Source organism: Streptomyces sp. x-19, from assembly GCF_046549115.1.
GTDB classification, from domain to species: Bacteria; Actinomycetota; Actinomycetes; order Streptomycetales; family Streptomycetaceae; genus Streptomyces; species Streptomyces albulus_C.
Genome location: NZ_JAJPWK010000002.1, coordinates 602,545 through 619,369, shown reverse-complemented (window position 1 = coordinate 619,369; position 16,825 = coordinate 602,545). Strand labels below are relative to the sequence as shown.

At 75.2% G+C, this 16,825-nt stretch carries 14 protein-coding genes; 2 read left to right on the top strand and 12 right to left on the bottom strand.

Annotated elements, in window-relative coordinates:
* Positions 1 to 28 precede the first annotated feature (28 nt).
* The 12 genes from ACLJT4_RS07315 to ACLJT4_RS07260 all read right to left on the bottom strand — a co-directional run bounded on the left by ACLJT4_RS07315 (position 29) and on the right by ACLJT4_RS07260 (position 13,555).
* Positions 29 to 1,552, bottom strand: a complete 1,524-nt coding sequence (locus ACLJT4_RS07315; protein ID WP_411121508.1) for an NADH-quinone oxidoreductase subunit N — start codon at positions 1,550 to 1,552, stop codon at positions 29 to 31.
* Positions 1,552 to 3,141, bottom strand: a complete 1,590-nt coding sequence (locus ACLJT4_RS07310) for a complex I subunit 4 family protein (RefSeq protein ID WP_411121698.1) — start codon at positions 3,139 to 3,141, stop codon at positions 1,552 to 1,554. Before ACLJT4_RS07310 ends, ACLJT4_RS07315 begins: the two co-directional genes overlap by 1 nt.
* A gap of 113 nt (positions 3,142 to 3,254) precedes the next feature.
* Positions 3,255 to 5,252: an NADH-quinone oxidoreductase subunit L gene (locus ACLJT4_RS07305; RefSeq protein ID WP_411121507.1), complete on the bottom strand. Its 1,998-nt coding sequence runs from the start codon at positions 5,250 to 5,252 to the stop codon at positions 3,255 to 3,257.
* Positions 5,249 to 5,626, bottom strand: coding sequence for an NADH-quinone oxidoreductase subunit NuoK (gene nuoK / locus ACLJT4_RS07300; RefSeq protein ID WP_233657568.1), 378 nt, complete (start codon positions 5,624 to 5,626; stop codon positions 5,249 to 5,251). Before nuoK ends, ACLJT4_RS07305 begins: the two co-directional genes overlap by 4 nt.
* Positions 5,626 to 6,216: an NADH-quinone oxidoreductase subunit J gene (locus ACLJT4_RS07295; RefSeq protein WP_411121506.1), complete on the bottom strand. Its 591-nt coding sequence runs from the start codon at positions 6,214 to 6,216 to the stop codon at positions 5,626 to 5,628. Before ACLJT4_RS07295 ends, nuoK begins: the two co-directional genes overlap by 1 nt.
* Positions 6,213 to 6,845 (bottom strand): NuoI/complex I 23 kDa subunit family protein, encoded by a 633-nt coding sequence (locus ACLJT4_RS07290; RefSeq protein WP_411121505.1) that lies wholly within the window; start codon positions 6,843 to 6,845, stop codon positions 6,213 to 6,215. Before ACLJT4_RS07290 ends, ACLJT4_RS07295 begins: the two co-directional genes overlap by 4 nt.
* On the bottom strand, positions 6,846 to 7,811 hold the full coding sequence (locus ACLJT4_RS07285) for a complex I subunit 1/NuoH family protein (RefSeq protein ID WP_411121504.1): 966 nt from the start codon (positions 7,809 to 7,811) through the stop codon (positions 6,846 to 6,848). It abuts the gene before it with no gap.
* Entirely contained in the window at positions 7,808 to 9,121 is a 1,314-nt protein-coding gene (locus ACLJT4_RS07280; protein ID WP_411121503.1) for an NADH-quinone oxidoreductase subunit C, read from the bottom strand. The genes ACLJT4_RS07285 and ACLJT4_RS07280 overlap by 4 nt, the downstream gene beginning before the upstream one ends.
* A complete protein-coding gene (locus ACLJT4_RS07275) occupies positions 9,118 to 9,747 on the bottom strand; it encodes an NADH-quinone oxidoreductase subunit B (RefSeq protein ID WP_411121502.1) in 630 nt (209 codons plus the stop codon). Before ACLJT4_RS07275 ends, ACLJT4_RS07280 begins: the two co-directional genes overlap by 4 nt.
* Complete coding sequence (locus ACLJT4_RS07270; RefSeq protein ID WP_016573332.1) at positions 9,738 to 10,139, bottom strand: NADH-quinone oxidoreductase subunit A; 402 nt, start codon at positions 10,137 to 10,139, stop codon at positions 9,738 to 9,740. Before ACLJT4_RS07270 ends, ACLJT4_RS07275 begins: the two co-directional genes overlap by 10 nt.
* A gap of 270 nt (positions 10,140 to 10,409) precedes the next feature.
* Positions 10,410 to 11,786, bottom strand: coding sequence for a hypothetical protein (locus ACLJT4_RS07265; protein ID WP_411121501.1), 1,377 nt, complete (start codon positions 11,784 to 11,786; stop codon positions 10,410 to 10,412).
* Positions 11,787 to 12,412: 626 nt separating this feature from the next.
* On the bottom strand, positions 12,413 to 13,555 hold the full coding sequence (locus ACLJT4_RS07260) for a secretion protein snm4 (protein WP_411121500.1): 1,143 nt from the start codon (positions 13,553 to 13,555) through the stop codon (positions 12,413 to 12,415).
* Positions 13,556 to 13,702: 147 nt separating this feature from the next.
* Here ACLJT4_RS07260 and ACLJT4_RS07255 point away from each other — a divergent pair, with 147 nt between their 5' ends.
* Positions 13,703 to 14,941: a sensor histidine kinase gene (locus ACLJT4_RS07255; protein ID WP_411121499.1), complete on the top strand. Its 1,239-nt coding sequence runs from the start codon at positions 13,703 to 13,705 to the stop codon at positions 14,939 to 14,941.
* Positions 14,942 to 15,166: 225 nt separating this feature from the next.
* Positions 15,167 to 16,537 (top strand): sensor histidine kinase, encoded by a 1,371-nt coding sequence (locus tag ACLJT4_RS07250; protein ID WP_411121498.1) that lies wholly within the window; start codon positions 15,167 to 15,169, stop codon positions 16,535 to 16,537.
* Positions 16,538 to 16,825 lie beyond the last annotated feature (288 nt).

Below are 16,825 nucleotides of genomic sequence, written 5' to 3'. Positions count from 1 at the left end.
GGGCCGGGGGTCGTGGGGTGCGGCGGTCCTAGAGGAGGGCGCCGACGGCGAAGCGGAGGACGAGCTGGGGGGCGCCGGAGAGGGCGACGCCCAGCACGGCGGCCAGGGCCAGGGCGGTGGTCAGGGCCGCCGGGATCGGGGCGCGGGACGGGCCTGCGGGCTCTTCGGCCGGTGCCTGGGCCGGGCGGAAGAGCAGCGCGGTCCACTGGAGGTAGTAGTAGAGCGCGATGACCACGTTCACGGCCATGACGACGGCGAGCCAGCCCAGTCCGGCGTCGACCGCGGCCGAGAAGACCGTCACCTTGGCGAACAGGCCGATGATGCCCGGCGGCAGGCCCGCCAGGCACAGCAGGAAGAAGCCGAGGGCGAGCGCCACCAGGGGGCGGCGGTGGTACAGGCCCCGGTAGTCGACCAGACGGTTGGCGGGGCTGGTGCGGGCCACCAGGGCGGCGACGGCGAAGGCTCCGAGGTTCACCGCGGCGTACATCAGGGCGTAGGCGACGGTGGCGCCGACGGCGTGCGCGGGGTCGTGGGCGTAGCCGGCGGCGGCGATCGGGACCAGCAGGTAGCCGGCCTGGCCGACGGAGGACCAGGCGAGCAGGCGGATCGCGCTGTGGGTGCGGGCCGGGTCCTGGCGGAGCGCGGCGACGTTGCCGACGGTCATGGTGAGCGCGGCGAGCACGGCCAGCGCCGGGCCCCAGACATCCGCGTACGCGGGGAAACCCTGGACGGTGACCAGGATCAGGCCGGAGAAGCCGACGGCCTTGCCGACCACGGAGAGGTACGCGGCGATCGGCAGCGGCGCGCCGACGTAGGTGTCCGGCACCCAGAAGTGGAAGGGGGCGGCGGCGGTCTTGAAGGCGAAGCCGACGAGGGTGAGCGCGACGCCGGCGCTGGCCAGGGTGGCCAGGCGGGGGTCCGGGAGGGCGGCCAGGGCGTGCGCCACCCGGGAGAGGTGCAGGCTCCCGGTGGCCGCGTAGACGAAGCTCACACCGAGCAGCATCACGGCGGTGGCGGCGACCGAGGAGAGGAAGAACTTCAGCGCCGCCTCGGAGGAGAGCCGGTCGCCGCGGCGCAGCCCGACCAGGGCGAAGGCCGGCAGCGAGGCGACCTCCAGGGCGATGACCAGGGTGGCCAGGTCCCGGGAGGCGGGCAACAGGGCGGCGCCGGCCGCGGAGGACAGCAGCAGGAACCAGTACTCGCCCGCGGGCAGGTCGTGGTCCTTGACGGCGTCGATGGACAGCAGGGCCGTCAGGAGCGCCCCGGCCAGCACCAGGAACTGGACGATCAGTGTGAAGCGGTCGGCGACGTAGCTGCACGCCTCCGGGGTGCCGGTCAGGCAGAAGGTACGGCGGTGGCCGTCCACGAGGGGCAGCAGCAGGAGCGCGGAGGCGGCCAGGCCGGCGGTGGCCAGCCAGCCCAACAGGGGCTTGCGGGCGGCCGGGAGGAAGAGGTCGGCGACCAGCACCACCAGGGCGACGGCCGCGGTGAGGGTGGGCGGGGCGATGGCGACCCAGTCGACGGACTGGACCAACGAGGTGACCTGACTCATCACTTACCGCCTCCGAGGAGCTGCTGGACGGCCGGGTTCGTGAGGCCGAGGAGGGCCGCGGGCCACAGTCCGGCGAGGACGGTGAGGACGACCAGGGGGCTCCAGGCCGCGTATTCGTAGCCCGCGAGGTCGGGGAGGGCGGGGGCGGTGGCCGGCCCGCCGGCGTCCGTCGGGGAGGTCGGGGCCTTGAGGGTGCCGCCCATGCAGATCCGGCGGACGACCAGCAGCAGGTAGGCGGCGGTCAGCAGGGTGCCGAGGCCGGCCAGTGCCATGAACGTCAGGAACGCGGGGCGGCTGAGGCCGGCGGCCGGGTGGAACGCGCCGAACATCGCCAGCATCTCGCCCCAGAAGCCGGCCAGTCCGGGCAGGCCCAGGGAAGCCACGGCGCCGAAGGCGAGCAGGCCGCCGAAGCGCGGCGCGCGGCCGTAGAGGGCGGCGCCGGTGGTACCCGCCAGGGTGTCCAGGTCGGTGCTGCCCAGGCGGTCCTTGAGGCCGCCGACGAGGAAGAAGAGCAGGCCGGTGATCAGGCCGTGCGCGATGTTGGCGAACAGCGCGCCGTTGACGCCGGTGGGGGTCATGCTGGCGATGCCGAGCAGGACGAAGCCCATGTGGCCGACGGAGCTGTAGGCGATCAGCCGCTTGAGGTCTCCCTTGGCGCCGGTGCGGACCAGCGCGAGGCAGGCCAGCGAGCCGTAGACGATGCCGACGGCGGCCAGCGCGGCGAGGTACGGCGCGACGGCGTGCAGGCCGTCGGGCGTGATCGGCAGCGCGATCCGCACGAAGCCGTAGGTGCCCATCTTCAGCAGGACGCCGGCCAGCAGCACCGAGCCGACGGTGGGGGCGGCGGTGTGCGCGTCCGGCAGCCAGCTGTGCAGCGGCCACATCGGCGACTTGACGGCCAGTCCGATGCCGACGGCGAGCACCGCGACGAGCTGGACGGTGTGGCTGAGCTGGGCCTTCGGCCCGTTGTCAGTGGCCAGTGCGACCATGTCGAAGGTGCCGGACTTGAGCCCGATGAGGAGGAGGCCGAGCAGCATGACGACGGAGCCGAGCAGCGTGTAGAGGATGAACTTCCAGGCCGCCGCCTGCCGTCCGGCGCCGCCCCAGCGGGCGATGAGGAAGTACATCGGGATGAGGACCATCTCGAAGGCGAGGAAGAAGAGCATCAGGTCCAGCACGGCGAAGGTCGCCAGGGTGCCGGATTCCAGGACGAGGAGCAGCGCCACGAATGCCTTCGGGGACGGGCCCGTCGGCATCTTGAAGTAGCTGTAGACGGCGCAGAGGAAGGTCAGCAGCGCGGTCAGGACGACGAGGGGCAGCGAGATGCCGTCGACGCCGAGGTGGATGCGGATGCCGAGCGCCGGGATCCAGCTGACGTCGGTGGTGGCCTGCATGCGCGCCGGGTGGCCGTGGTCGAAGCCGACGGCCAGTGCGAGGGTCGCGGCGAACACCACGCCGGTGACGGTCACACCGTGGCGCAGCACGGCCTGGTCCGGGTTCTTCCCCTTCAGGCCGGGCGGGGCCGGCAGCAGCGCGGCGAGCGCGCCGACGAGGGGGAGGACGACGGAGCCCGCGAGGAGGATCTGCAGGGCGGTGTGGTTCACGGGTCAGGCCCTCCTCAGGGTTTCGGCTCCGGCGGGGCCGGCCACGGGGACGGTCGGCTGGGGGTGCGGGGGGCGGGCCCCGGGGGATGGCGGCACGGTCAGGCTCCCGTGCCCGTGGCGAACAGGACGGCGGCGATGCCCAGGACCAGCGCGCCGGCCAGCAGCGCGCCGAGGTAGGTCTGGACGTTCCCGGTCTGGGCCCGGCGGACGGCGGCGCCCAGCCAGCGGGGGGCGGCGCCCGCGCCGCTGACGTAGGTGTCGACGACGGCGCGGTCCAGGAAGCGGACCAGTTCCGCGGCGGCGCGGACCGGCCGGACGAACAGCGCGGAGTAGACGGCGTCGAGGTGGAAGCCGGCGGCGGCGTGGCGGTGCAGCGGGCCGAGGAGGAGCCGGCCGGGGTCGGCCGGGTCCGGGGCGCCGGCTGCGTCGCCGTAGGCCGGGGGGTGGGTGACGATGGCCAGTTCCTCGGCGAGGGCGGGGGTGGCGTCCTCCGCCACGGCGACCGCGCCGAGCGGGGCACGGGCGGCGAGGGAACTGGTGTGGCGCCAGGCGGCGTAGGTGATCAGGCCGCCGACGAGGGCGACGCCGGTGCCCAGCACGGAGGTGGTGGCGGTCGGGACGAGCGGGCGCCCGTCGAACCAGGCGGGCAGGAAGGGGGCGGTCAGCCCGAAGCCGACGGTGGGCACGAAGAGCACCCACAGCATGGCGGTCATGGGCAGCGGCTGGCGGCCGTGGTCGGGGACCTCCGGGCCGCTGCCGCGGAAGACCAGCAGCCACAGCCGGGTGGCGTAGGCGGCGGTGAGGAGGGCGGTGACCAGGCCGGAGATCAGCACGGTCCAGCCGGCGGCGCCGGGGATGCCGGCCGCGTGGCCGGTGGCGGCGTGCTCGGCGGCACCCAGGACGGCCTCCTTGGAGAAGAAGCCGGCGAACGGCGGGATGGCGGCCAGCGCGAGCAGGGCGACGGCCAGCGTCCAGGCGGCGTCCGGGATCCGGCGGGCCAGGCCGCCCATCCGGGACATCGCGGCGAGCGAGTTGGTGCCCGCGGCGTGGATGACCACGCCCGCGCCGAGGAAGAGCAGGGCCTTGAACGCGCCGTGCGACAGCAGGTGGAAGACGGCGGCGCCGCGGTCGCCGACGGCCAGCGCCCCGGTCATGTAGCCGAGTTGCCCGACGGTCGAATAGGCCAGTACGCGCTTGATGTCGTCCTGGGCGAGCGCGGCCAGCGCGGAACCGACCATGGTCACCGCGGCCAGCACGGCGAGCACGACCAGCGCCGCGGCGGAGGCGGCGAAGACCGGCAGGAGCCGGGCGACGACGTAGACGCCGGCGGCGACCATCGTCGCGGCGTGGATGAGCGCGGAGACCGGCGTCGGGCCGGCCATCGCGTCCGGGAGCCAGGTGTGCAGCGGGAACTGCGCCGACTTGCCCGCGACGCCGGCCAGCAGCAACAGCGCGATCAGCGTCGGGTGGTGCAGGCCGTCGCGGGCGACGTGGCCGAGGATGCCGGTGATCCGGAAGGTCCCGGTGTCGGCGGCCAGCGCGAAGATGCCGAAGAGGAACGGCACGTCGCCGAGCTTGGTGACGAGGAACGCCTTGAGCGAGGCGGCGCGGGCGGCCTCGGTCTCCCAGTAGTGGCCGACCAGGAAGTACGAGCAGATGCCCATGACCTCCCAGCCGACCAGCAGCACCATCAGGTCGCCGGTGTAGACGACCAGCAGCATCGCGGAGGTGAAGAGCGAGACCAGCGCGGCGTAGGAGGGGTAGCGCGGATCGTCGCGCAGGTACGCCGTGGAGTAGACCTGCACGCAGGTCGCGACCACGCCGACGAGGACGGCGATCAGTGCGGCGAAGCCGTCGACGTGCAGCGCCAGGTCGATGGGGAGCGAGCCGGTCGGGGTGAGCCGGGTGGCGACGTCGGTGGCCGGGCCGCCGCCCTGGCCGACGGCGACGGCGACGGTCAGCACCGCGGCGGCGAGCGTCGGCAGCACCGCCAGCGGTCGGACGAAGCCGGGCGAGCGGCGCCCCGTGAGGAGGCCGGCGACGGCCCCGAGGAACGGCAGGAGGGGAACGAGTACGGCGGTGGTCGTGAGCGTCACGCGGTGGCCTCCGCCCCGGTGTCCGGCTGCGCCTCGCGCGACCCGGCGGCGCCGTCCGGCCCGGCCGGCCGCTCGGCGAGGTCGCGGAGCCGGTCGATGTCGGAACTGCCGCGGTTGCGGTAGACCAGCAGCACGATCGCCAGCCCGATGCCGATCTCGGCGGCGGCGACGGCGATGGTGAAGAGGGTGAGCGCCTGGCCGCCGTGCAGGGCGTCGCGCAGCCAGACGTCGAAGGCGACGAGGTTGAGGTTGACGGCGTTGAGCATCAGCTCGACGGACATCAGTACCAGGATCGCGTTGCGGCGCGCGAGCACGCCGTACAGGCCGGTGCAGAAGAGCAGGACGGCGAGGACCGCCGGGTACGCCAGATGCATCAGTGCCGTTCCTCCCCCGCGGCGGGGGCCGAGGTCTCGGCGGCGCCCTTGGCGTCGCCGCCGCGGCGGGACAGCACGATCGCGCCGACCAGCGCGGCGAGCAGCAGGACGGAGAGCGCCTCGAAGGGCAGCACCCAGAAGCGGAACAGGCTGCGCCCGGAGACCTCGGCGGAGCCCTGCACGGTCTGGTCGAGGTCGATCCAGGTGGCGCGGAAGGCGTCGACGACGACCCAGACCAGGGCCGCGGCCGAGGCCCCGGCCACCGTGAGCGCGGCCCAGCGGTTGCCCGAATCGGCGTCCGGGGACGGGCCGATGGGCGCCTTGGTGAGCATCAGCCCGAAGAGCAGCAGCACGACCACCGATCCGACGTAGATCAGCACCTGCACCCAGGCGATGAACTCGGCGGTGAGCAGGAGGTACTCCACGGCGACCCCGCCGAGGGCGACCACCAGCCACAGGGCCGCGTGCACCAGTTGCCGGGAGGTGACGGTCTGCAGCGCCGCGCCGAGCGTGGCGATGCCGACGAGGACGAAGGCGATCTCGACGCCGGTGGGCGACAGGAAGCCGTGGCTTGCGGCGGCGAGCGTCACGTTCCCTCCCCGGTGGTGTCGGTGGCGTTGTCGGCGGGCGGCGGCGCGGCGGCCTGTTGGGCGGCGAGCTTGTCCGCGGCCTTCTGGGCGGCGGCGATCTCCTTGGGCTCTTCGGCCGCCGGGTCCAGCGCGGGCGGTTCGGGCACCGTCCACATCCACTCGCGCAGTTTGTCGCGTTCGTGGGTCAGGTCGCGGATGTCGGTCTCGGCGTACTCGAACTCCGGCGACCAGAAGAGCGCGTCGAACGGGCAGACCTCGATGCAGATCCCGCAGTACATGCACAGCGCGAAGTCGATGGCGAAGCGGTCCAGCACGTTGCGGCTGCGTTCGCGGCCCCCGGGGGCGGCCGGCGGCACCGTCTCCTTGTGGGAGTCGATGTAGATGCACCAGTCGGGGCACTCGCGGGCGCACAGCATGCAGACCGTGCAGTTCTCCTCGAACAGCCCGATGACGCCGCGGGTGCGCGGCGGCAGGTCGGGTTGGACGTCCGGGTACTGCGCGGTGACGGACTTCCGCGTCATGGTGCGGAGCGTGACGGCCAGGCCCTTGGCCAGACCGGAACCGGGAAACGAGCGGGATCGCTTGGAAGGCGCCGTCGAGGGGTGGTGGTCGGGCGACGGGAGGGACATTTAGGAGATCACCACCTTGATGACGCCGGTGAGGGCGATCTGGGCGAGCGCGAGCGGAATCAGGACCGTCCAGGCGAGCTTCTGCAACTGGTCCTCGCGCAGCCGCGGGTAGGTGACCCGCAGCCAGATGACGACGAAGCAGAGCGCCACGGTCTTCACCAGCGTCCACAGCCAGCCCAGGCCGTCGGCGCCGAACGGGCCGTGCCAGCCGCCCAGGAAGAGGACCGCGGTCAGGGCGCTGAGCACGACGATGCCGGCGTACTCGGCGAGCAGGAAGAGCGCGAAGCGCAGTCCGGTGTACTCCGTGTACGCGCCGAAGATGATCTCCGAGTCGGCGACCGGCATGTCGAACGGGGGCCGTTGGAGCTCGGCGAGCCCGGCGGTGAAGAACACCACGCCGCCGATGAGCTGCCACGGCAGCCACCACCAGTGGAAGGCGTCGAGGATGCCGGGCAGCGACAGGGTGCCGGCGGCCATCGCGACGGACGCGGCGGCCAGCAGCATCGGCAGTTCGTAGGCGAGCAGTTGCGCGGCCGTCCGCAGACCGCCGAGCAGGGAGAACTTGTTGGCCGAGGCCCAGCCCGCCATCAGGGAGCCGAGCACACCGACGCCCATCACCGCGAGCACGAAGAAGACACCGGCGTCGAGGGCCTGCCCGACGGCGTTGTGCGGTCCGACCGGGATGGCGACCATGACCAGGAGGTACGGCAGCAGCGCGACCGCGGGCGCGAGCTGGAAGATCCGCCGGTCGGCGCCGTTCGGGACCACGTCCTCCTTCTGCGCGAACTTCACGCCGTCGGCGACCAGCTGCGCCCAGCCGTGGAAGCCACCCGCGTACATGGGGCCGAGCCGGCCCTGCATGTGGGCCATCACCTTGTGCTCGGTCTGGCCGATGACCAGTGGGAACACCAGGAAGACGACGAAGACGGCGAGCAGGCGCAGCACCAGGGCGAGGGTGTCGCTCACGGGGTGTCGCCTCCTTCGGGTCGTTCGTCGGACTGCTGCGGGGCGGGCTCCGGTGCCGGGGCCGGCTTCCGGGGCGCTTCCGGCTCCGGCTCGGGCTCCGGCGCGCGCTCGGGCTCCGACTGCGGTTCCCCGGCCAGTTCCGGCCCGGGCGCGGTGTCGGGTGCGTCGAAGGCCGGGCGGGCGTGGTGCCAGGGCGCGTCGGAGGAGCGCGGGGCGGCTGCGGCGGGCGAGGTCCCGGCGTCAGCGGTGCCTCCGGGCGCGGTGTCCTTGGGTGCCGCGTCCTTGGGCTCTGCAGCCTTGGGCTCTGCAGCCTTGGGCTCTGCAGTCTTGGGCTCTGCGGCCTCGGACGCGTCCCCGGGCGCGGTGGTCTCGGGCGTGGGGGCCTCGGTGGCGGCCGCCTGCTGGCTGGCCGAACCGTCGCCCGCCGAGCGGGTGCGGCGGGCGGGCCGGTCCGGGCGGGCGGCCCGGGCAGGACGCTCGACCGGGGTGCCGGCCGGCGTCTCGGTGGCCGGGGCCTCGGTGGCCGGGGCCTCGGTGGCCGGGGCCTGCTGGCTCGCCGATCCGCTGCTCGCGGTGCGGGTCCGCCGGGCCGGGCGCTCGCCGGCGGCACCCGCCGCCCGTGCGCCGCGGGCCGGCCGCGCCGGGGCGGGCGGCAACTGCCCCTTGAGCGGGCCCCATTCGTTGGGGTCGGGCACCCCCGGGGGCAGCATCTGCCGCCGCTTGGGCCCGCCGTGCTCGGACTCCCCCGGCTCCTTGGCGCCGGGCCACGCCTTCGCGACCCGGGCCGCCAGCACGAAGTCCTTGCGCAGCGGATGGCCTTCGAAGGCGTCCGGCAGCAGCAGCGGCACCAGGTGCGGGTGGCCGGTGAAGTCCACGCCGAACATCTCGTGGGTCTCCCGCTCGTGCCAACCGGCACCCGCGAACACGCCCACGGCGGTGGGCAGCGCGGGCGCGTCGTGCGGCACGGTGGTCCGCACGACCAGCCGGCGGACGGTGCCGCGGCGGGCCACGTCGACGAGGTGGGCGCAGATCCGGAAGCCGGTGCCGGGCTCGTCGACGGCGCTCAACCAGTCGAAGTAGGTGCAGCCGAGGTCGTCGCGGGCGACGGTCAGCGCGGTGAGCCAGGCGGCGGCCGGGACGTCGACGGTCAGCAGGTCGTACGCCAGCTCCGCGGTGGCGCCGGGGCCGAAGATCTCGCCGGTCGGACGCGGCAGCCAGCCGACGGGCGCCTCGACGGCCGCGGCGCCCTCCCCGGCCGGCTCCTCGGACGGGACTGCTGACTGTTCCGGCTGCTCGGGCTGCTCGGTCATCGGGGGTCCTCCCCCGCGGCGGTGGGCGCGGCCGGCCCGGGGGCGGCCGGCGGGGTCACCAGACCGCTGCGCAGCGCCGCGGCGGACGGCCGGGCGGAGCGCCCGTAGCGCTCGCCGAGCGACTCGCGGGCGATCTTCTCCTGGAGCTTGAGGATGCCCTGGAGCAGCGCCTCCGGGCGGGGCGGACAGCCGGGGACGTAGACGTCCACCGGGATGATCTGGTCGACGCCCTTGGTGACCGCGTACGAGTCCCAGTACGGGCCGCCGCAGTTGGAGCAGGCGCCGAAGGAGATGACGTACTTCGGCTCGGGCATCTGCTCGTAGAGCCGCTTGATCGCGGGCGCCATCTTGTCGGTGACGGTGCCGGAGACGACCATCAGGTCGGCCTGGCGCGGGCCGGGCGCGAACGGGATCACGCCGAGCCGGATGAAGTCGTGCCGGGCCATGGACGCCGCGATGAACTCGATGGCACAGCAGGCCAGGCCGAAGTTGAAGACCCACAGGCTGTAGCGGCGGCCCCAGTTCAGGACCACCTTCATGGGTTCGGGCGCGAGCCGGGCCAGCGTGCCGAGGCGCCGCGGCTCCGGGAGGAACTCGGGGGCGGCGGGGGCAGGGGTCACGTCCATTCCAGGACGCCCTTCTTGTACGCGTAGAGCAGGCCGATGGCGAGGAAGCCGAGGAAGACGAACATCTCCACCAGCGTCACTCCGCCGAATCCAGGAGCGGCGAAGACCGTGGCCCAGGGGAACAGGAAGATCGAGTCGACGGCGAAGACGACGTAGAGGAAGGCGTAGACGTAGTAGCGGACCTGGGTGTGCGCCCAGCCCTCGCCGACCGGATCCACGCCGCACTCGTACGTCAGCAGTTTCTCGGGCGTGGGCACGACGGGTCGCAGCAGTCGCCCGGCCCCGAAGGCCACGGCGACGAACAGCACTCCGACCACGGCGATGATCCCGACGGCCGAATAGCCCTGGAAATAGTCCGCGGCGACGGTGGTGCGTACGGTCGCGTCCGGCACGTCCGCCCCTCGCTCCCTGACTGCGCTTCTTGAAACGACTTTTACACGATCTGTACAGACGGGAGTCTAGGCCCTGCCTCGGCCGCCTTGAGAAGCCACATGATCACGGTCGGTGGGGTTGTCCCCACTTCGCCCTAACTGGGTGGCCGGAAGCGTAGACGGCGGGTCCGGTCGTCTCACGAGGCGTCTCACAGGTCGGACGGCATCCGTCCGACTGGCGGGACGGCGACGGATCGGGGCGGGCCGGGAGGGGCCCGGAGCGCGGTCTCCTCAGCGCGGGGTGCCGCCGCCGTACGGGCTCCGGGGATCGGTCGGCGGAAGCGGCGCGAGGTGCTGCGGGTGCGCCTGGGGCTGGGGAGGAGGCGTCAGGGGCGGGGCGCTCGGGGGACGGACCGGCGACTGGGGGTAGCCCTGGGGGGCCGGCGCCGCGTGGGGGTGGGGCACCGGGGCGGGGTGGTCCCCGCGGGGCGGCGCCCCCTGGGCGGTCGGCTGCGGCGGCTCCTGGTGCGGCGGCCGGCGCCGGGACCCGTCCCGGGAGACCGCGCGATCCATCACCTCGGCCGCGATCCGGGCCGCCGCCTCCCGCGTCCGGGCCCCCAACAGCTCGCCGCGGATGGCACCGCCCGCCGCCAGGTGACGGTCGTAGGGCAGCGGCAGCACCGCCGCGCCGCCGGCGCCCAGGTGCGCGGCGGCCCTGCGGACGTCGACGCCGCTGTCCGGCGAGGAGTGGGTGAGCACCACGACCGTGGTCGGCAGCAGCCCGCGGTGCAGGGTGCCGACCCAGTCCAGTACGGAACGGGTGGCGGCCACGCCCTCCGGCGTCGCCGGGGTGACCAGGACCCGGGCCTGGGTCGTCACCAGCGCGGTGCGGGCCACTTCGGCGGGCAGCGTCTCGCAGTCCACGACCGTCGCGGCGAAGTGCCGGCGCAGCGTGGTCATCACCACCCGGTAGGTGTCGAGGTCCAGGCGGGTGCCGATGGCGCCCTGACTGCCGGGCAGCAGCCAGCCGCCGCCGGCGAACGGGAGGAGGTAGCCGGTCAGGTCGGTGATCAGCATCGACGGGTCGAGGATCTGCGCGAGGTCGCCGCTCGACCAGCGGACCTCGCGGGCGCCGAGCCGGTGCGGGAGCGTGCCCAGCGCCGGGTCGGCCTCCACGGCGAGGACCGGGTCGGGGCGGTAGTGCGCGAAGGTCAGCGCGAGCAGGGCGGCGACGGTGGACTTGCCCGCACCGCCGCGGATGCTCGACACCGCGATCTGCCGGCCGCTGCTGACCGGCTGCTGGATGGCGGCCGCGGCCTGGGTGACGGCCGCGGTCTCGGCGGCGGGCGAGGACGCGAAGACCCGGCGCAGGGCCCGGCCCGCGCGCCGCGCCAGCGGATCGCCGCGACGCGGCCGGGGCTGCCCGTCGGCCAACTCCGGCGGCAGCAGCGGCACGGAGAGCGGCGTCCGCGCGGGCAGCCCGGCGCGCCCGTAGTGCCCGGGGGCGGGCGCCGACGCGGCGGTGGGTGCGGGGCCGGCGGGGGCGACCGACGGGGGCACGGGGCCGGTGGCGGCGGGGACCGGGCCGGCGGGCGGTACGGGGCCCGGCACGATGGCGGTCGGCGACAGCGGGGCGGCCGGGGGCGGAGCGGCGGGCGTGACGGGCATGACGGGTGTGTGGGGAGCGGCGGGCGTGTAGGGAGCGGCGGGTGCGGTGCGTGCGGCTGCCGGTGCAACTGCCGGCGCGGGCCCGGCCATGGGCGCAGCGGCCTGCGACGGTGCGGCGACCGCTGTCGGCGCCGGTGCCGGCGAAGGTACCGGTACCGGTGCCGGTGCCGGGTCGAACGGGGACGGCTCGGCGACGACGGGCAGCGGGCGGGTCGGGGCCGGGGCCGGGCCGGGAGCCGGCGCGGCCGTCGGCATCGGCACCGCGGCGGGCAGGGCGCCCGGCGCACCACCGGCCGACGCCGCACCGCCCGGTCCACCGGTACCGGCCGGACCGGCAGCGCCCACGGCACCGGCACCACCGGCAGCTCCTGCCACCGGGCCGGGGTTCACCGCGCCCACAGCGCCCCCCGCACCCGCCGGACCGCTCGCACCGTCCGCACCCACCGCATCCACCACGCCCTCCGTCGTCACCCGGTCCTCACCCCCGCCCCGTCATCGCCGCCCCGCGGGCCCCTGCGTTCCGAACTCCCCGGCCCGGCCGGAACGTTCCGGCCGGGCCGGGTCTTCACAGGATGCACCCGTCGCCCCCTCGTCCCCGAAGCTTGCGAAGCTTCCGTCCTCCCCCGTCAGGAACCGCCCAGCAGCAGCCCGTACAGCCCGAACGCGCCGAGGCCGACGGGGATCAGCGCCACCATGCTCACCGCCTCCACGAGGTCCAGCCAGCGTCGCAGCCGGTTCCGCAGCGGCTCCGGCAGCCGGACCGCGCGCGACACCACCGGGACGGCGGCCAGGAGTCCCAGCACGGCCAGCGCCGGCCCGGGGGCCCCGCCGTCCGTCGCACAGAGCACCACCAGCCGCACGCAGACGGCCGTTCCGGCGGCGAGCAGGGCGACCACCTCGGCGGCCAACGGGTAGGCGCGGGCCCGGGAGAACAGCACGAGGGCGAGCAACACGGCGGTGAGCACCGTCCAGGTCCCGGTCTCGCCCGCCGCGAGGACCCCGGCCGCGCCGGCCGAGGCCGCCAGCGCCACGGTGGCCGGGGCCAACCCGCGGTGGGTGGCGGCGAGCGCGGCGGCCACCCGGTGGCGGCTGACCGGGGTGCCGCCGGCGTGCCGGTCGTCCAACCCGGTCAGCCCGGCCGCGCGCAGCGCCAGCCGGGGCAACGCCCCCAGGGCCAGGAGGGAGAGGAAGCCGAGCACGACGCCGGTGCGGACCGGGTCGGTCAGGGCCAGCAGCAGTTCCCAGCAGGCCACCGCCAGCGCGACCGCGGCCGCGCCGGTGAGCCCGCCGCGCCCCAGGTCGGTGCGGAGGCCGAGCAGGGCCAGCGCGACCGCGGCGGCGAGTCCGGTGGCGGCCAGCCGGGCGGCCCCGCCGGGGGTCGCCTGCCAGGCGGCCAGCACGCCGAGGACGGTGCCGCAGAGCAGCAGGGCGGTACCGGCGGCCCGTTGCCTGGGCACCGCGGTGAGCGCGGTGCCCCCGGCGGCGGCCACGACGGCCACGACTCCCAACCAGAGGGTGGCGGCGGTGCCGTACCAGGTGGCGGCGCAGATCCCGAAGGCCGCGGCGAGCAGCCCGCCGGCGGCCACCGCGGTCCGGTCGCGGCTGCGGTCGTCCCAGCACCGGCCACCGGTGTCCTGGGGATCGGTCGGGCCGGACGGCGCCGCGGCGGGTCCCGCCGGGGTCGGGGTCCGGCCGTGGTCGGCGCGTTGTCCGGGGCCCGCGTCCGCACCCGTCGTCGCACTCGTCATGTCCACGCGGCCGTTCTGCACCGCAACACCATACGGGCCGGGCGGCGCACCCTGTCCACAGCGTGGCGCGCCAATCCGGGCCGCCCCGCGAAGGGTGGGGCAAACCCCCCGCCCACCACCCGACGCACCCCATGGCAGAGCGGCACGGAGCCCGGCAAGCTGGGGCACATGACGGAAAGTTCCCAGCTCGCTGCCGACGCCGACGCCACCGACGGGGTGTCGCTCCCGCCCCCGCGGCCGCCGCTCGACGCGTGGACCTGGCGGGAGATCGGCCACCTGCTGGTCAACCTCCCGCTCAGCCTCACGGCGTTCGTGGTGCTGGTGGTGTGGCTGACGCTGGGGATCGGCCTGTCCGTCACGGTCGTCGGACTGCCGCTGCTGGCCGCGGGACTGACGGCCTGTCGGCTCTACGGGAAGCTGGAACGGGCCCGGGCCCGCGCCTGGCTCGGGATGTCCGTCACCGAACCCAGCCCGCTGCGGCTGCGCGAGCACGGCTTCTTCGGCTGGCTCTGGGCGCGTCTGAAGGACCCGGTGGCCTGGCGGCACGCGCTTTTCGCGGTCATCCGGCTGCCGTGGGGCGTCTTCACCTTCTCGGTGGTCCTCACCGCGCTGTTCGTGGGCTGGCCGGTGCTGCCGTGGTTGGCGCGCTGGCTGTCCACCGTGGACCGGGCGATGGTGCGCGGACTGCTCTCGCCCTCCGACGAGTTGGAGCGGCGGATCGCCGAGCTGGAGTCGGACCGGACGGCGGTCACCGACACCGCCGCCGCCGACCTGCGGCGGATCGAACGGGACCTGCACGACGGCGCGCAGGCCCGCCTGGTGGCGCTCGCCATGGGCCTGGGCCTGGCCAAGGAGAAGCTGCTGGAGGGGCAGGCCGACGAGACCGTGGCGGCGATGGTGGACGAGGCGCACGGCGAGGTGAAGCTGGCCCTCCAGGAACTACGGGACCTGGCGCGCGGCATCCACCCGGCGATCCTCACCGACCGCGGGCTGGGGCCGGCGCTGGCGTCGCTGGCCGGCCGCTGCACGGTGCCCGTCACCACCTCCGTGGACCTCACCGAGCGGCCCGCGCCGGCCATCGAGGGCATCGTCTACTTCACCGTCTCCGAACTGCTCCAGAACGTCGCCAAGCACAGTGCAGCACGGGGGGCGTCGGTGGAGGTGTGGCGCTCCCGGGACCGGCTGCTGCTCCAGGTGCAGGACGACGGGAAGGGCGGCGCACGGCTCGACGGCGGCAGCGGAATGGCCGGGCTGGCGGACCGACTGGGCGCCGTGGACGGGCTGTTCGCGCTGGACTCTCCGACGGGCGGGCCGACCCGGGTCACGGCGGAGGTGCCGTGGCGGCCACGGCCGGAGGCCGGCACCGGGCCGCGGACCGGGCGGGGCCGGGGCGCCGGCGGGCGCTGAACCGCCCGCCGCCCGCCGCCGGGGTGGGGAAAACCCCCGGCCGAAGAGGGCGAGCAGCGTCATGGTCCGGGCGGCGGCGGGCGGCGACCCTGGACGGAGCCGGCAGGGGCCGGCCGGAACCCGCCCGGAGTGCCGGCGGGGCCCACCGGAACCACCGCCGGACCGCACCCCGCACGGTGCCGCCCCGGCGCCCGACACCACGGCAGAACGGACGGACTTCGAGACATGGACACCGCGTACTCCGCGCACCGCGCCCACCCCCCGCGGCCCGGCGGCCACCGGGTGCCCGCGGGCCTGCGCGCCCCGTTCTCCGGTCGCACCTGGCGGGAGTTCCTCCACCTCTGCCTGAGCCTCCCGGTGGCCTGCGTGGCGTTCACCTACGCGGTGACCCTGGTCGGGCTGAGCGCCGGGCTGCTGATCACGTTCCTGGGCGTCCCGGTGCTGGCCGGCGGGCTGCTCGGGGCGCGCGGACTGGGCGCCCTGGAGCGGGTCCGGGCCGCGGCGCTGCTGCGGCTGGACGTGCCCGCCCCGGAGCCGCTGCGCCCCGCGAAGCCGGGCCCGATGGCGTGGATCGCGGCGGTGCTCAAGAGCGGCGCGTCCTGGCGGCACCTGCTCTACGCGTTCGTGCTGTTCCCCTGGGCACTTTTCACGTTCGTCTTCGCGCTGACGTTCTGGACGGTGGGCTGGTCGCTGCTGACCTTCCCGCTCTGGTACTGGCTCGTGCCCTCGTACACCGGGCTGCCCGGCATCCAACTGTGGGGGGACGGGGGCACCGTCCTGTACGTGAGCCCGACGGTGGCGGCGTTGGCGAGCGGGGCGTGCGGACTGCTGATCGTGCTGGCCGGGCCGTGGGCGTTCCGCGGACTGACGCAGGTCGACCGACTGCTGGTGCGCGGGCTGCTGGGGCCGTCGCCGCTGGCCAACCGGGTCATCGAGCTGGAGTCGGACCGCGGGGTGGTGGTCGACACCGCCGCCGCCGACCTGCGGCGGATCGAACGGGACCTGCACGACGGCGCCCAGGCCCGCCTGGTGGCACTGGCGATGGACCTCGGACTGGCCAAGGAGAAACTGGCCGCTGACCCCCAGGCGGCGGCGCGGATGGTGGACGAGGCGCACGGCGAGGTGAAGATCGCCCTCCAGGAACTGCGGGACCTGGCCCGCGGCATCCACCCGGCGATCCTCACCGACCGCGGGCTCGGCCCGGCCCTGTCCGCACTGGCCGGCCGCTGCCCGGTGCCGGTCACGGTCCACGTGGACCTGACGCGCCGCCCGGCCCCCGCCATCGAGGGCATCGCCTACTTCACCGTCTCCGAACTGCTCCAGAACGTCGCCAAGCACAGCGGGGCGGACCGCGCGACGGTGGACGTCTGGTACGACGGGGACGACGGACTCCCGGAGCCGGACGGAACCGGGCGACCGTCGGGACGGCTGATGCTCCTGGTGTCGGACGACGGCCGGGGCGGCGCGAGCACCGCGTCCGGCGGCGGACTGGCCGGCCTCGCCGAGCGGCTGGGCTCCGTCGACGGCCTGCTCGTCGTGGACTCCCCCGCCGGCGGCCCGACCGCCGTCACCGCCGAGCTGCCCTGGCGCGGCTGACCGCCGGGCGCACACCGCCGCGGGGGGGGGGGGGGGGGGGGGGGGGGGCCCCCCCCCCCCCCCCCCCCCCCCCCCCCCCCCCCCCCCCCCCCCCCCCCCCCCCGACCCCTCCCGTATGAGGGTGGGAAGAAAGGTGGATGGGGGTACGCCCGGCAGGGCTCGTGCGGCACATCGGGGGAGGACTGACCAGCAGCGGACCACTCAGGCTGGGGCCCACTCACCCATCTTTTCCCCCACCCCCAACGGGAGGGGACGGGCCGGAGGGGGTGGTGTGCAGGACGTAAAGCG

What these genes read in the sequence shown, in the direction of transcription:
- ACLJT4_RS07290 (WP_411121505.1), bottom strand. Translation starts at nt 6,845, where the DNA reads ATGTCCCTCCCGTCGCCCGACCACCACCCCTCGACGGCGCCTTCCAAG.
- ACLJT4_RS07255 (WP_411121499.1), top strand. Translation starts at nt 13,703, where the DNA reads ATGACGGAAAGTTCCCAGCTCGCTGCCGACGCCGACGCCACCGACGGG.
- ACLJT4_RS07250 (WP_411121498.1), top strand. Translation starts at nt 15,167, where the DNA reads ATGGACACCGCGTACTCCGCGCACCGCGCCCACCCCCCGCGGCCCGGC.
- ACLJT4_RS07265 (WP_411121501.1), bottom strand. Translation starts at nt 11,786, where the DNA reads ATGCCCGTCACGCCCGCCGCTCCGCCCCCGGCCGCCCCGCTGTCGCCG.
- ACLJT4_RS07315 (WP_411121508.1), bottom strand. Translation starts at nt 1,552, where the DNA reads ATGAGTCAGGTCACCTCGTTGGTCCAGTCCGTCGACTGGGTCGCCATC.
- ACLJT4_RS07275 (WP_411121502.1), bottom strand. Translation starts at nt 9,747, where the DNA reads ATGGACGTGACCCCTGCCCCCGCCGCCCCCGAGTTCCTCCCGGAGCCG.
- ACLJT4_RS07280 (WP_411121503.1), bottom strand. Translation starts at nt 9,121, where the DNA reads ATGACCGAGCAGCCCGAGCAGCCGGAACAGTCAGCAGTCCCGTCCGAG.
- nuoK (WP_233657568.1), bottom strand. Translation starts at nt 5,626, where the DNA reads ATGCATCTGGCGTACCCGGCGGTCCTCGCCGTCCTGCTCTTCTGCACC.